The organism is Vannielia sp. ABF1_015 (assembly GCF_056160745.1).
In genome coordinates this window covers 2,090,351-2,104,561 of sequence record NZ_JBSWXT010000001.1, presented here as the reverse complement: position 1 = coordinate 2,104,561, position 14,211 = coordinate 2,090,351, and the positions used below count along the sequence as shown (strand labels likewise).

Below are 14,211 nucleotides of genomic sequence, written 5' to 3'. Positions count from 1 at the left end.
CCTCACCAGCAGCAAAAGCCGCCATCGACCAAAAGATCGACGCCGGTGCAATAAGAGGCCGCGTCCGACAGTAAAAACACCGCCGGGCCAACCATTTCATCCACATCGGCCATGCGCTGCATCGGAGTCTGGCTCTCGAATTCGCGGGTCTGGTGGACCATCTCGGGCCGGGTGTTCATCGGCGTCGCCGTATAACCGGGCGAGATCGAGTTCACCCGGATACCGCGCCCCACCCATTCCATCGCCATCGACTTCGACATGTGGATCACCCCAGCCTTGGAGGCGTTGTAATGCACCTGATCAAGGCCGCGATTGACGATCACGCCCGACATGGACGCGATGTTGACGATCGAGCCGCCCTGCCCATGCGCCAGCATCGCCCGCGCCTCGGCCTGGCAAGATAGCCACACGCCCTTCATGTTGATGTCCATCAGGGTTTGATACTGGTCCTCCGGCATCTCCTCGCAGGGGGCGGCATTGGCGATCCCGGCGGCGTTGACCGCAAGGCGCAGCGGGCCAAGCTCGGCCTCGGTGCGCGTCACCGCCTCGGCCAGGGCATCTGTATCCGTGACGTCGGCGGCAATCTGAACGGATTTTCGCCCCGCCTCCGCGATGAATGCGGCTGTCTGCGCCAAGCCATCATCCGTGCGCCGGTCGAGCAGCGCCACGTCCGCGCCGCATTGGGCCAGCCCCATCGCGATGCGTTGCCCAATGCCGCTGCCCGCCCCCGTCACAAGCGCCACGCGCCCCGAAAGATCGAACAGCGCGGGCGCGTTCAGTTTGATGCCGTCCATAATGCTCCTCCAACTCCTGCCGTGCTGCCCCGCGCCTTTGGCGGCTGTCAGGACATGATCAACCCGCCATCCACGTTGATGGTCTGGCCGGTGATGTAATCGGCGTCTTCGCTCGCGATGAAGGCCGCAAGGGCAGCCACGTGCCTGCCCTCGCCCGCCCGCTTCATCGGGATGTTCTGAACCCAGCTTTCCATCAGCTCACCGGGGCCGAAATCGCCCAGCATCTCGCCCCAGACCCGGTCATTGTAGTCCCACATGTCGGTCTTGATGATGCCGGGGCAGATCGCATTGACGGTGATGTTGTCGAGCGCCACTTCCTTGGCGAGGCTCTGGGTCATGCCCATGACGCCGAATTTCGACGCCGCATAATGCGGGGTATAGATAAAGCCATCACGCGCCTGCCCCGAGGCCATGTTGATCAGCCGCCCACCGTTGCCAGACTTGCGCATCCGCCGGATCGCCTCCTGACAGCAAAGGAACACGCCCTTGGTGTTGACCTCCATCGTCGCATCCCATTCGCCCTCGGTGAGGTCTTCGATCTTGGCGATCGTGATGATCCCGGCGTTCTGCACCGAGATATCGACAGCGCCAAACTCTTCCTCGGCCCGGTCATACAGCGCGGTAACCGCCTCGCGGTCGGTAACGTCACAGATCACGCCAACCGCCTTCGCCCCGGCCTCGCGCAGCGCGGCGGCGGCCTCCTCCACCTGCGCCTCGACCGAAGCGATCACCAGGTTGGCCCCCTCGGACGCAAAGCGTTGGGCAATGGCAAATCCGATGCCCTTGTTGCCGCCGGTGACAACAACGGTCTTTCCCTCAAAACGGTTCATCTTGATCTCCTGTGTCTCTCTTTGTTTCGGATCAGGCGGTGGCCAGCTCCATGACCGAAACGTCATTCGCCTCGCTGTGGTCAAGGATGCCGGACTGCCGCCCCGCCGCCATAACCAGAATGCGGTTGGATACACCCAGCACCTCTTCAAGGTCGGAGCTGACAACAATCACCGCCACGCCCTCATCCGCCAGCCCCCGGATCATTTCATAAATCGAAGACCGCGCGCCAACGTCGATGCCCCGTGTGGGCTCGTCCAGCAGCACAACGCGCGGATTGCGGGCCAGCCACTTGGCGATAACCACCTTCTGCTGATTGCCGCCAGACAGCTCACCAGCATTCTGGTTGCCCCGCCCCTTCACGCCGAACTTCTCGATATTGTCCTTGGCAAAGTCACGCACCCGGGCCGTGGTGATCCAGCCCTTGCGACCAACCGTCTCTAGGTTGGAATAGGCGATGTTCTCGGCAATCGAATGGCTCAGCACCACGCCCTGCAACTTGCGGTCTTCAGGAACGAGCACAATGCCGTTCTCTATAGCCTCCCTCGGCGATGAGGGGGTCACGTCCTTGCCGTTCAGCCGGATGCTGCCCGCTTTGATCGGATCGGCCCCGGCAATCGCGCGCACCAGCTCGGTGCGCCCCGCACCAACCAGCCCGGCAATGCCAAAGATCTCACCCTTGCGGACGGTGAAATTCACATCGTCAAACCGGCCTTCCGGCGACGACAGGCCAGATACCTCCAGCACCGGCTCCTCGGTTGGCTCGGCCAACGGCGGAAACATCTGTTCCATGCTGCGCCCAACCATGGCCTCCACGATGGTGCGCACCGGCAGATCTGCCGTGTCGAATTCCTGAACCTTGTCACCATCGCGCATAACGACGATCCGGTCGGCGATCTGCTTGATCTCTTCCAACCGGTGAGAAATGTAAATGATGCCAACACCTTCAGACTTCAGCCGCTCAATCTGGCGGAACAGAAGCTGGGTTTCCTCGCCCCCCAAGGCCGCAGTTGGCTCATCGAGGATCAGCAGCTTGGCATTCAGCGTCAGCGCCTTGGCAATCTCGATCAGCTGTTGGCTGGCGGTCGACAGGCCCTCAACCGTGCGCCGGGGCGAAATATCGAGCCCGAGGCGCTGCAACCCGTATTGGGCACGTTCTTCCATGGTCTTTCGGTCAAGTCGGCCGTTCTTCATCGGGTAGCGCCCGACAAAGATGTTTTCGGCAATCGAGAGTTGCGGCAGCAGCAGCAGTTCCTGATGGATCATGCCAACACCGGCGTCGATCGCCTCGCGTGGGTTGGCGGGCGCGTAGGACGCGCCCTGCCAGATCATGTCACCGGACGAAGGGAGAACCGTTCCGGAGATGACGTTTGAAACCGTCGACTTTCCGGCACCGTTCTCACCCAGCAGCGCCACAACCTCACCCGCGTGCACATCCATGTCGATCCCGTGCAACACCTCAATCGGTCCATAGGACTTGTGGATATTGCGCAGGGTCAAGATGGGAGACTTGCTGTCAGAGGTCATGGCGTCGCCTTTCGTGATCGGGTGCCGGTGGTCGCGGATCAGGGATGCTTCTCGACGTAGGCCGGGGCATCCTCACATGTGGTCAGAACCGCGTTCGGGATCTGGCGCTCCGGCACCTCTTCTCCAGCTGCAACCTTAATCGCCGAATCCACCGCAAGGCGGCCCATCAGCTGGGTGCTCTGAGTGGCGGTAACGATGAAGGGGCCTTCGCATTTCGCGAGGTATTCCAGCGCTGCAACATCGCCGTCATAACCACCGATAATCACTTGCTCCGAAAGCCCGGCCACATCAACAGCCTTGGCCGCGCCCATGGCAAGGCCATCAGCCTGACCAAAGATCAGCTTCAGGTCGGGGTTCGCCTGCAACATGTTCTGCGCGATCGAGAAGCCTTCATCGGGCGACCACATCTGCGACCACTGCTGGGTCACCAGCTCAACGCCCGGGTTTTCGTCGATGGCACGCTTGCAGCCTTCAAAGCGCAGAACTTCCGGCGTGGTGCCCTTCTGGCCGTGGATGATGGCCATCTTGCCCTCGCCACCGGCCAGACCGATGATGTGATTGCAAACCTGATAGGCGGATTCCACGCTTTCACCGGCAATGAAAGTGTCGCCCGGTGCGCCCTCTGGCGTGCGGTCAACGTTGATCACCGGAATACCCTCGGCGCGGGCCAGACGGGTGGGAACGGCAGCAGCAGCGGCACCGGCGGGGATGTAGATAAAGGCGTCGATGCCTTGGGTCATCAAATCCTGCACCTGGCTAACCTGAGTGGCGGTGTCGTTCTTGGCGTCCACCACGATAACCTCGATGCCTTTCTCGGCGGCATAGCCTTCAACGCCCAGCTTGATCTGGTTGAAGAAGTCGGCCTGCAGGTTCGGCACAGCAAGGCCGATCTTCTCGATCTCGGCAGCAGCGGAGCCCGCCGTCGCGACAAGTGCAGTCGCTGCAAGAGCGGCTTTCAGCTTGGATTTCATGGATTTCTCCTCCTTGAGTTGGGTGGGGCGCCAATGATGGCCCCGTTGTAGTCCCGGTAGCCTCCGGGCCTTTTTGGGCGAGGCGCGGACAAAAGCCGCGCCCCGGAACTCTCACTTTCCGCGTTGTTTGAAGGTCTCGGCGGCGACAGCCAGCACGATGACCAGCCCGATGATGACAGCCTGCAAAAACGGCGAGACGCTCAGCAAGTTCAGCCCGTTGCGCAACACGCCAATGATCAGCACGCCGATGATGGTGCCGATGACACCCCCCGATCCTCCCGAAAGGCTGGTGCCGCCAATCACTACTGCGGCGATGGCATCAAGTTCGTAGGCCACGCCCGAGCTTGGCTGCACAGAGTCGAGCCGTGCGGCAAGCAGCACCCCGGCAAGGCCCGACAGCAGCGCCGATGCTGTGTAAACAAGCACCGTCATCCGCTTGACGTTGATACCAGCCAGCCGCGCCACCTCCGGGTTGCCGCCAATGGCATAAAGCTTGCGCCCACCCTCCCGATAACGCTGAAAGAAGAACGCCGCTGAAAACACGATGAGCATCACCGCAACCGTAAGGGTCAGGAAGCCGCCGTAGCGGATAATGGCGCTCATGTTGAACCACGCCGGAAACCCGATGATCTGGGAGCCGTTGGTGATCATGTTCGCCACGCCCCGCGCAATCGACATCATCGCCAAGGTGGCGATGAAGGCGGGCACCTTGAATTCGGTAATCAGCAGTCCCGAAATGGCCCCCGCCACAGCGGCAGCGGCCAGCGCCCCCAGTATGGCAAAGGTCATGGGCACCCCTGCTTCCACATTGAGATAGCCCAGCACCATCATCGCCAGCGCGAGGATCGAGCCCACCGAAAGGTCGATACCGCCGATCAGGATCACGAAGGTCATCCCCACCGCCATGATTCCCAGCACGGTGATCTGGTCGGCGATGTTCAGGAAGTTGCGAAACGACAGGAAGGAATCGGTCGCAACGCCGAGGAAGGCACAGAGTAGCAAAAGCCCGATCAGCGGGCCGGTCGTTCCGCTGAGCGACAGCATTTCGGACAGTTTTGGTTTCTGGGGTGCGGTCGCCTGGGACATCGCCTGTTTTCTCCTCGCCTAGCATAAATATTCATGCCTGATGTAAAATGCTATGCCAGCAAGCCCGGGGCTGTCAAGCATGGCTGATCGATTCTCGCGCAGCTTCCGCCAATGCACTATTGCCATTCGCGTTTTTGGTCCACTTGACGAAATCTGCATTTGTATGTTTACTGTATATCGAATATTTATGCAAAGGTGAGAAAATGACCCCGTTTGACCTTGCCGCAATGGCGAATCGTATCCGCCGCCGCGACCTGCAGGCCGTCTTCGAAGCCGGCGCCGGTCATATCGGTGGTGAAATGTCGGTGACTGATCTGCTGACGGCGCTCTACTTCCACACCATGAACGTAAACCCGGACGCGCCGCAGGATCCCGCGCGCGACCGTCTGGTGCTCAGCAAGGGGCACACGGCCCTCGCGCTCTATATCACCCTCTCCGAAAAGGGCTTCATCCCGAAGGAAGAGATCTCAACCTTCCTTCAGCACCGGTCACGGCTGAACGGCCACCCCAACCGGGTCAAGGTGCCGGGGGTCGAAACCAACACCGGCCCGCTCGGTCACGGGCTGCCGGTTGGCGTCGGCATGGCCAAGGCGGCGCAACTCGACGGCGCAAGCTGGCGCACCTTCGTCATCACCGGCGACGGCGAGATGCAGGAAGGCTCAAACTGGGAGGCGATCATGGCCGCCGCGCAGTTCAAGCTCGATAACTTGACCCTGATCATCGACCACAACCGCCTGCAACAGGGCGCGCGGCTGGCCGACACCAACAACATCGCGCCCATCGCGCCCAAGTTGGAAGCCTTCGGCTGGGCCGTTGAAGAGATCGACGGTCACGACATGGAGCAGATCTGCCGCGCCCTCTCCCCCGAGACGATCACCGCCGGAAAGCCAAAATGCATCGTCGCCCACACCAACAAGGGCCAAGGCATTTCCTTCATGTCCGACAACGTCGCATGGCACCACAAGGTGCCCTCCGAAGATCAATACAAACAGGCCATGGCCGAGCTTGAGGAGGCCGCACAATGAACATGCCTTTCGACACAGCAAAACTTCACGATTGCCGCAACACCTTCGTCGGCGTGCTCGAAGAGATCGCCGCAGGCAACACCGACATCGTCGCGGTGGTCAACGACTCGGTCGGCTCGTCCAAGCTGGGCGACTTTCGAGACAAGTTCCCGGAACGGCTGATCAATGTCGGCATTGCCGAGCAAAACATGGTCGGCGTCGGCGCCGGGCTCGCCAATGGCGGCAAGATCCCCTTTGTCTGCGCCGCCGCACCCTTCCTGACGGGGCGCGCGCTGGAACAGATCAAGGCCGATGTCGCCTATTCCGAAACCAACGTGAAGCTGGTCGGCATCTCCTCGGGCATGGCCTATGGCGATCTTGGCCCAACCCACCATTCCATCGAGGATTTCGCCTGGGTGCGCGCCCTGCCCAACGTGCCGGTCATCGCACCCGCCGACCGCGCCGAAACCGCCGCCGTGATCCGCTGGGCAGCGGCCTATGAGGGCGGGTGCTTCCTGCGGCTCAGCCGCGTCGGCGTGCCAGACCTGCTGCCAGAGAATCACGTCTTTGAGCTGGGCAAGGCCAACACATTGCGCGACGGCTCCGATGTGACGATCATCGCCAATGGCGTGCTCAGCCATCGCGCAGTCACCGCCGCCGCCATCCTTGAAGGCCGGGGCATCTCGGCCCGCGTGCTCAACATGGCCTGCGTGCGCCCGATCGACGAAAACGCCATCATCCAAGCTGCGCAAGATACCGGCGCCCTCCTCACCTGCGAAGAGCACACCACCTTCGGCGGGCTCGGCAGCGCCGTGGCCGAGGTTGTTGTTGACCACCACCCGGTGCCGATGACACGGCTCGGCGTGCCCGGGGTCTTCGCCCATACCGGGTCGGCCAATACGCTCCTCGACGATTTCGGCATGGCACCCGAGGCGATTGCCGACAGCGCGGCGGAGCTGTTGGAGAGAAAAGGATAAGGCAATGGCGCAGAGGGTTGTTCTGGCAATCGACGAAGGCACGACAAATTCCAAAGCCGTGCTGGTTTCCGAAGCTGGCGAAATCCTCGCCAGCGGCTCTGCGCCAGTGCCAACCGAGCACCCCCGATCCGGATGGGTGCAACAGGACGCAAACGAAATCTGGGCCGCCACGCAAAAGGCCATCACCGCCTGCCTCGCAAGCGGGCCAGAGGTCGAAATCGCGGCCCTCGGCATTTCCAACCAACGAGAATCCATCCTGATCTGGGATCGTGAAACGGGCGCACCGCTCGGCCCGGTGGTCACGTGGCAATGCCGCCGCACCTCCGCCGCCTGCGAAGCGCTCAAGCAGGCCGGGTATGAGGCTGACGTCATCGCACGAACCGGCCTGCCGATTGACCCTCTGTTCCCGGCCCCCAAAGCCGCTTGGCTGATCGAAAACCACGGCGCAGCCTCCAACGACATCTGCATCGGCACCGTCGACAGCTGGCTGATCTGGAAGTTCTCAGGCGGCGCGGTCCACGCCACCGACCGGTCCAATGCGGCGCGCACCCAACTCTTCAATCTGTCTGAAAGCCGCTGGGACGATCACCTCTGCGCCTTGTTCAAGATTGATCCCGCCATGCTGCCCAAGGTGAAGGATTCCGCGCATGTCTTCGGCCAAACGCGGGGCACGGGCGTCATGCCGGACGGCATTCCAATCGCCTCTGCCATCGGAGATTCCCATGCGGCGCTGTTCGGGCACGGTGCCTTTGGCCACGGCGACGGCAAGATCACCTTCGGCACCGGATCCTCCGTCATGACGACGATACCGGATTTCATAGAGCCGCCGAAGGGCATCACCACAACCATCGCTTGGTCCCTGAAGGGCCAGTCCACCTATGCCTTCGAAGGCAACATCCTCGTCAGCGCCTCCATCCTGCCCTGGACGGCCAAGCTGCTCGGTCTGGACGGCGTCGAAGCACTGCTCGACCTCGCACAAACCGTCGACACATCAGGCGAGGTGTCGTTGATACCAGCGCATGTCGGCCTTGGCTCACCCTATTGGGATTCCGAGGCACGCGGGCTGATCTGCGGCCTCTCCTTCGGGGCCGGTCCGGCACATATCGCCCGCGCCGCCGCCGAAAGCATGGCGTTTCAGGTGCAGGATATCTACGCCATCATGTCTCAAGCGGCCGGCGGCATTGGCCGGCTCTCCGTCGATGGCGGCCCCAGCGGCAATCCGTTCCTGATGCAGCTGGTGGCCGACTACATCAACCATCCGGTGACCCCCAACAAGAACTCCGAGGCCTCGGCCATTGGCGCGGCATATCTCGCCGGTCTGGCCACCGGGGTCTGGCCCGATCTCGACACGGTGTCCGGGCTGGTCAAACGCGGCACCAAGATCGCGCCCCAAATGGCTGAGGAGCCCCGCCACGCCGATTTGGAACGCTGGCGAAAGGCCGTTGCACGTGTGCTTTGCGACGTGTAGTGAATAAATATTCATACCTAGGGATTTGGTTGGCACATTGGCCCGTCTCCACGAACTCCGCATGATCGCCCGCGTCGCCCAGATGTATCACGTCGAGGGCCAAAGACAGGCCGCGATCGCCAAGCATCTGCGGATATCGCAAGCCACCGTCTCGCGGATGCTGAAGAAGGCGCAGGAGGAGGAGATCGTCCGCACCACGGTCGTCTCGCCCTCCGGCACCTACGCAGAGCTCGAAACCGGGCTGAGACAGCAGTTCAATCTGGCCGAAGCAATCGTCGTCGAATGCACCGAAGACCGGGACGCCGCCATCATGGCGCGTATTGGCGAGGCGGCGGCGCATTTCGTGGAAGCGACCCTGCAAACCGACGAGATCATCGGCGTGTCGAGCTGGTCCGAAACCATCCTTCGCATGGTCGAAAACATCCACCCGATGAAGTCCGGCAAAGCCCGATACGTCGTGCAAACGCTTGGCGGCATGGGCAACCCGACCGTGCAGATGCACGCCAACCAGCTGACAACCCGGCTGGCAAAGCTCACCGGAGCCGAAGCGCATGTGCTGAGCGCGCCGGGCGTGGCACAGTCGCGGGAGGCAAAACTCGTGCTGCTGGGCGATCCCTACGTGCGCGAAACGATGGACCTCTTCGCCCGCATCACCCTCGCCATCGTCGGGATCGGCGCGGTGGAACCCTCGGGCATGCTGGCCCGCAGCGGCAACGTGTTCACATCCCGCGAATTGGCCGATGTGGCAGAGGCCGGCGGCGTGGGTGACATGAGCCTGCGCTTCTTCGACGCCGAGGGCGCTTTCGTCAAAACACCCCTCGACGACCGGGTGATCGGCCTCACCCTCGAAGAGCTCGCCAAGGTCGACCGTGTCATCGCCCTGGCCGGTGGCCAGTCCAAGACAGAGGCCATTCGCGGCGCACTCAACACCGGCATCATCGACTTGCTGATAACCGACAAGTTCACGGCTGAACGCCTCGTTACGTCAGGCGATCAGCGCGCGGCGGTGAAGTAACCCGCAAAGGGCGCCGCACATTCTCGTGCGGCGCGCCTCCCGGTCAGGCCGCAGCGGCTGCGCTGCCCGGCTGCAGGGCCTCATGCAGCGCGGTCACCTGCGCTGCAGCATCCGCAGCCTCCCGCCCCTTCTTCACGAAATGCGCGTGGAAAAACCCGTGATGGTCATCCGAGGGCTGAAAGTGGTGCGGCGTGAGCGATACAGAGAGCACCGGCACACCCGTCTTCAACCCGGCCTCCATCAGCCCCGAAACCACCGCCTGCGCCACAAACTCATGGCGATAGATACCGCCATCCACCACCAGCGCCGCCGCGGCAATGGCAGCGTAGCGCCCGCTCTCGGCCAGCTTCTGCGCCAGCAAGGGCATCTCGAACGCGCCCGGCACATCATAGGTATCAACCGCTGCATCAAGGCCCAGCTCCGCAAGCCGCTGCTCGAAACCAACCAAGGCCTGATCCACGATATCGGCATGCCAGCGCGCCTTGATGAAGGCAAATTTGGGGGATTTTGTCATAGCTCCAGATCCTTTCCACATGACAGAATCCCAGAGCGTAGAGAGGCAACCGCACCAGCACAGCACGTTCACCCCATTCTCTCCCATCCGGACTATGACCGTCGGCCCCGGAATTTCACCGGATCTGCTGACCCACCCCAAAGGATGGCGCTCGCGGGCTATCACCGCCGGTGGGGAATTCCACCCCGCCCTGAGAATGGCGTTTTGCTAAGGATCGTTCCGCGTGATGTCAATCGAAACCGCCTCTCCTCACACCCCGACGGAACCGCCCCCCCGGTGCGTTGAGTTACCCCCAAGAAGCGCAGCCATCGCGCCAACTGACGAAAGGCCACCTCCATGAAAATCGCCCTCACCCTCACCCTCGCCGCCAGCCTTGCTGCCAGCGCCGCCCATGCCGAAGTGCTCCGCGACGTTGCCTATGGCGAGGGAAGCCGCAACCAGCTGGATCTCTACCTCCCCGACGGCGTCGAAAACCCGCCCGTGGTGCTCTTCATCCACGGCGGCCGCTGGTTTCGCAACGACAAGAGCCAGATCAACGTGCTGGACCGGGCCGATGCGCTGATGGAGGCCGGAATTGCCGTCGCCTCGATGAACTACACCTATTCAACCAGCGCCATCTGGCCCGCGCAAAAGGATGACGTGGCAGAGGCCCTGCGCTTCCTGTCAGACCACGGGGCGGACTACGACTATGACGCTGGCGAAATCGCGGTCTGGGGCCAAAGCTCCGGCGCACATCTGGCGCTCTGGGCCGGAATCATCGCCGCCGAAGAGGCAGACATAAACCTGCAGGGCGTCGTGTCCTGGTATGCGCCGTCAAACCTCACGGACATCGCCGCCGACCGCGCCAATGACGATGTGCCAGACCGGGACATGGGCGACGGCCCCACGCCGGAGACCCAGCTGATCGGCGCACCCGTGGCCGAAAGCCCCGATCTGGCCGATGCCGCCAGCCCCGTCGCGGTCATCTCCCACCTGCCGGAGGATGTGCAGCTGCCCCCGATGCTCCTGATGCATGGCACGCAAGACATCATCGTCTCCCCCCTGCAAAGCGACCGCCTCTATGACACGCTCAAGGACCGCGGCGCCGAGGTCAGCCTGACCCGCGTCGAAGGCGCCAGCCACGGCGGAGACCTCTTCGCCCCGATGGTCCCGCAGGTCATCGACTTCCTGCACACCCGCTTCACCGACTGAGCGGTCCGGAACCTCGGAAACACCAACCGCCCCCGCCTCGCCTCAGGGCCGAGGCGGGGCTCTATGCATGGCAGCTTTGGGGTGCTGTTGAGACGTATCCGAGGTGGGTGTCGAGGGCGGATTTGGGCTGGCTGGTGGGGCTGATGGGCGGGAGGCGGGAGTTCGCTGCAAGTGCAAAACTAAATCCAATTATAGCAATCAAGCAGACCTCGATAGGCTCGCCTCTATTGATGATTCGTGGCGATCACCTTTTCATCGACAAGAATTTGGAGCATGTTAATCATCCGGCATAAGGATGACGGGCTGCCGTCTTCACGATTAGTTCTTTTCAAAGGCATACATTTCCCATGTCCCAAACGACCCAACGATTTTCCAGTGAAACTCCGCCCATCCACCACCTGATCCAAGAGATCGATATGGGAACATTGGGGCTACCCGACCTTCAGCGTCCGTTCGTGTGGAAGAGGTCCCGTATCCGTGACCTCTTCGACTCGCTCTACAAAGGGTTTCCTGCTGGGTATTTCCTATTCTGGAACACACAGAAGCAGGTTGATAGCCACTCAATTGGCAGCGGCACACAAGCTCGTGAAAGCCAAAAAATGATCGTTGATGGGCAACAACGTCTGACCAGCCTTTACGCTGTGATGAAGGGCAAGCCGATCATCAATGAGGCCAGCGAAGAGCAGTTGATCAAGATTGCATTCAACCCGTTGACTGAAGAGTTCTCGGTCGCCAATGCGTCATCGGATAAAAACCCTGAGTTCATCTCCAACATCTCCGACATCTGGGCATCTGGACAGGGGTCGTTCAACTTCATCAACGATTTCATAAATCAGCTTGCTGAAACCAAAGACCTTGATGATGACCAGCGATCAATGATCGCCAACAACATCCAGCAGCTTGAGAATATTCGAAACTATCAGTTTTCTGTTCTGGTGCTTTCTGCTGAACTCGATGTCGATACTGTCGCTGAGATTTTCCAACGGATCAATGCTGGTGGTATCCCGCTCAATTCTGCTGACTTCATCCTGACGCTGATGTCCGTCTATTGGGTCGAAGGTAGGCACCAACTCGAAGACTTCTCTCGTCAGGCCAAGATACCTTCAGCGGATCACAGCGCGTCGCCTTACAACGTCTTCCACGCCCCCGCCCCTGATCAGATGCTTCGCGTCGCAGTTGGCTTGGGCCTGAAGCGTGGTGTGTTGCAGAATGCGTATCAAGTGCTTCGGGGTCGTGATCCTGTTGAGAAGAAGGTCAAGGAAGACCTACGCGAAGCCCGCTTTGCCGACCTTCAAGATGCGCAGGCAAAGGTTTTGAACTTAACTGACTGGCATGAATACATAACCTGCATCAAAGCTGCTGGCTTCAGGTCCAAGTCGATGCTGACATCGGCAAACAACTTCCTTTACGGCTATCTGATACACTTGGTCGGCAAACATGAGTTCGGCGTTGAACGACGGACCTTACGCAATGTGATGAGCCGATGGTTCTTCATGAGTGCGCTGACAGGGCGATACACTGGTAGCCCAGAGACTGTCTTGGAAGCCGATCTGAGGCGTTTTCAACAGGTTGAGCAAACACCTGATGCCTTCGTGCAGCTACTCGATACTGTTATCTCGAACCAGCTGACCGACGACTACTGGCGTGTGACGTTGCCCGAACAACTGGATAGCTCCAGTGCTTATAGCCCTTACCTATTCGGCTACCACGCTGCATTGAACCTGCTTGGGGCAACCGCACTCTTCTCATCGGTCAGGATCAGTGATCTGCTCGACCCCGCCGTGTCGGGAACAAAATCGCCAGTTGAACGGCACCATCTGTTCCCTAAGGCATACCTACGCAGCCTCGGCTTCAGTGGAAGCTATCGCCTAAACCAGATTGCCAACTATGCCTTTGTCGAGTGGGCTGACAATATCGCCATCTCAGACAACGCGCCTAAAGACTACTTCCCCGGCCTCTTCTACGGTCAGACCGACCAAGAAAAGGCTAATGCCGCGTACTGGCATGCCCTCCCTGATCAGTGGTACAATCTTGAATACTTAGATTTCATTGCTCAGAGACGTAAGTTAATGGCTGACGTTATTCGCGATGGTTTCAAGGTGCTGACTGGTGACGTGGTTCCGAACACTGGCGCGAACGTCGAACCGTCAGTCGCAGAATTGCTGGCCGACATGGAAACACTGCGGATTGAGTTCAAGTCCACAGCACGTGTGCCGCTTTCGTCGGATGTGCCTGAGAAGGTCATCAATGAAGGCGTCATCAAAACCGTAGCTGCGTTCATGAACACTGAGGGCGGAACGCTTGGCATCGGGATTTCCGACGACGGTGATCTGTTGGGCATTCAACCCGATCTCGACTTCAAGAAACAGGACTTGGATGGTTACCAAAACTGGCTATCCACGCTCTTCATGAATGCGATGGGTCAAGCTGTTGTAGCCAAAAGTGTGAACATCCGCTTTGAAACCGTGGATGACAGTGTTTTGTGCTTGGTTGATGTCAGGAAGTCTTCCTCGCCTGTCTATGCGGATACGATCAAGGGCAAAGAAACATTTTACGTTCGCGTAGGGAACACGACACGCATCTTGACTGGAGCTGAGATGGTAAAATATTCTAAGGACCACTTCTAAAGGAGTTTGTCGCCTTCGACCTCAATCCGCGTTTCTTTTTGAGCGGCAAACTTCCTCAGAATGGGAGCCTTCTTCTCTCTGGATATAGTAGTGGCAGCGAATGTCCGGCCTCATGGCGCGCTGCGGTGAATTTAGGCCGAAGTGAACGACAGCTAAGGGCCGAGATCCCCCCATTAACCCCTACCATCCTGCAAATATGCATATGCATA

The 14,211-nt window shown here is 60.4% G+C and carries 12 protein-coding genes and 1 riboswitch; of the genes, 6 read left to right on the top strand and 6 right to left on the bottom strand.

All coding sequences use genetic code 11. From position 1 onward, the window contains the following. Positions 1–2 precede the first annotated feature (2 nt). From ACXAG6_RS10515 to ACXAG6_RS10495, 5 genes are all read right to left on the bottom strand, one after another. Positions 3–794 carry an SDR family oxidoreductase gene (locus tag ACXAG6_RS10515; protein WP_475337445.1) on the bottom strand — a complete coding sequence of 264 codons (792 nt, stop codon included), beginning with the start codon at positions 792–794 and terminating at the stop codon, positions 3–5. 47 nt (positions 795–841) lie between these two features. Beyond that, the gene (locus tag ACXAG6_RS10510) at positions 842–1,624 is read right to left on the bottom strand and encodes a glucose 1-dehydrogenase (protein ID WP_475337443.1); all 783 of its coding nucleotides are present in this window, start codon (positions 1,622–1,624) and stop codon (positions 842–844) included. 31 nt (positions 1,625–1,655) lie between these two features. After that, positions 1,656–3,149 carry a sugar ABC transporter ATP-binding protein gene (locus ACXAG6_RS10505; RefSeq protein ID WP_475337442.1) on the bottom strand — a complete coding sequence of 498 codons (1,494 nt, stop codon included), beginning with the start codon at positions 3,147–3,149 and terminating at the stop codon, positions 1,656–1,658. A 38-nt stretch (positions 3,150–3,187) separates the two neighbouring features. Then, positions 3,188–4,120, bottom strand: coding sequence for a substrate-binding domain-containing protein (locus ACXAG6_RS10500; protein ID WP_140013845.1), 933 nt, complete (start codon positions 4,118–4,120; stop codon positions 3,188–3,190). Between the two features lie 111 nt (positions 4,121–4,231). Continuing rightward, on the bottom strand, positions 4,232–5,206 hold the full coding sequence (locus tag ACXAG6_RS10495; protein WP_140013844.1) for an ABC transporter permease: 975 nt from the start codon (positions 5,204–5,206) through the stop codon (positions 4,232–4,234). Between the two features lie 203 nt (positions 5,207–5,409). Here ACXAG6_RS10495 and ACXAG6_RS10490 point away from each other — a divergent pair, with 203 nt between their 5' ends. The 4 genes from ACXAG6_RS10490 (at position 5,410) to ACXAG6_RS10475 (ending at position 9,670) form a co-directional block, all read left to right on the top strand. Continuing rightward, positions 5,410–6,231: a transketolase gene (locus tag ACXAG6_RS10490; protein ID WP_140013843.1), complete on the top strand. Its 822-nt coding sequence runs from the start codon at positions 5,410–5,412 to the stop codon at positions 6,229–6,231. Continuing rightward, positions 6,228–7,187: a transketolase family protein gene (locus tag ACXAG6_RS10485; protein ID WP_475337439.1), complete on the top strand. Its 960-nt coding sequence runs from the start codon at positions 6,228–6,230 to the stop codon at positions 7,185–7,187. Before ACXAG6_RS10490 ends, ACXAG6_RS10485 begins: the two co-directional genes overlap by 4 nt. Before the next feature lie 4 nt (positions 7,188–7,191). After that, positions 7,192–8,655 (top strand): FGGY family carbohydrate kinase, encoded by a 1,464-nt coding sequence (locus tag ACXAG6_RS10480; protein ID WP_475337437.1) that lies wholly within the window; start codon positions 7,192–7,194, stop codon positions 8,653–8,655. A gap of 61 nt (positions 8,656–8,716) precedes the next feature. Then, entirely contained in the window at positions 8,717–9,670 is a 954-nt protein-coding gene (locus tag ACXAG6_RS10475) for a sugar-binding transcriptional regulator (RefSeq protein ID WP_475337436.1), read from the top strand. A 43-nt stretch (positions 9,671–9,713) separates the two neighbouring features. On the opposite strand, the gene ACXAG6_RS10470 is transcribed toward ACXAG6_RS10475, so the two are convergent. After that, on the bottom strand, positions 9,714–10,184 hold the full coding sequence (locus tag ACXAG6_RS10470; RefSeq protein ID WP_475337435.1) for a 6,7-dimethyl-8-ribityllumazine synthase: 471 nt from the start codon (positions 10,182–10,184) through the stop codon (positions 9,714–9,716). Between the two features lie 71 nt (positions 10,185–10,255). Next, positions 10,256–10,386, bottom strand: a riboswitch (FMN riboswitch). A gap of 134 nt (positions 10,387–10,520) precedes the next feature. Here ACXAG6_RS10470 and ACXAG6_RS10465 point away from each other — a divergent pair. Both ACXAG6_RS10465 and ACXAG6_RS10460 read left to right on the top strand, forming a co-directional pair. Continuing rightward, on the top strand, positions 10,521–11,375 hold the full coding sequence (locus ACXAG6_RS10465) for an alpha/beta hydrolase fold domain-containing protein (protein ID WP_475337433.1): 855 nt from the start codon (positions 10,521–10,523) through the stop codon (positions 11,373–11,375). 347 nt (positions 11,376–11,722) lie between these two features. Continuing rightward, the gene (locus tag ACXAG6_RS10460; protein ID WP_475337432.1) at positions 11,723–14,002 is read left to right on the top strand and encodes a GmrSD restriction endonuclease domain-containing protein; all 2,280 of its coding nucleotides are present in this window, start codon (positions 11,723–11,725) and stop codon (positions 14,000–14,002) included. Positions 14,003–14,211: the final 209 nt, after the last annotated feature.

Bases quoted from the DNA above. Each gene is read 5' to 3' on its own strand.
- ACXAG6_RS10515 (WP_475337445.1), bottom strand. From the start codon at position 794: ATGGACGGCATCAAACTGAACGCGCCCGCGCTGTTCGATCTTTCGGGG.
- ACXAG6_RS10465 (WP_475337433.1), top strand. From the start codon at position 10,521: ATGAAAATCGCCCTCACCCTCACCCTCGCCGCCAGCCTTGCTGCCAGC.
- ACXAG6_RS10470 (WP_475337435.1), bottom strand. From the start codon at position 10,184: ATGACAAAATCCCCCAAATTTGCCTTCATCAAGGCGCGCTGGCATGCC.
- ACXAG6_RS10500 (WP_140013845.1), bottom strand. From the start codon at position 4,120: ATGAAATCCAAGCTGAAAGCCGCTCTTGCAGCGACTGCACTTGTCGCG.
- ACXAG6_RS10485 (WP_475337439.1), top strand. From the start codon at position 6,228: ATGAACATGCCTTTCGACACAGCAAAACTTCACGATTGCCGCAACACC.
- ACXAG6_RS10510 (WP_475337443.1), bottom strand. From the start codon at position 1,624: ATGAACCGTTTTGAGGGAAAGACCGTTGTTGTCACCGGCGGCAACAAG.
- ACXAG6_RS10460 (WP_475337432.1), top strand. From the start codon at position 11,723: ATGTCCCAAACGACCCAACGATTTTCCAGTGAAACTCCGCCCATCCAC.
- ACXAG6_RS10475 (WP_475337436.1), top strand. From the start codon at position 8,717: ATGATCGCCCGCGTCGCCCAGATGTATCACGTCGAGGGCCAAAGACAG.
- ACXAG6_RS10495 (WP_140013844.1), bottom strand. From the start codon at position 5,206: ATGTCCCAGGCGACCGCACCCCAGAAACCAAAACTGTCCGAAATGCTG.
- ACXAG6_RS10480 (WP_475337437.1), top strand. From the start codon at position 7,192: ATGGCGCAGAGGGTTGTTCTGGCAATCGACGAAGGCACGACAAATTCC.
- ACXAG6_RS10505 (WP_475337442.1), bottom strand. From the start codon at position 3,149: ATGACCTCTGACAGCAAGTCTCCCATCTTGACCCTGCGCAATATCCAC.
- ACXAG6_RS10490 (WP_140013843.1), top strand. From the start codon at position 5,410: ATGACCCCGTTTGACCTTGCCGCAATGGCGAATCGTATCCGCCGCCGC.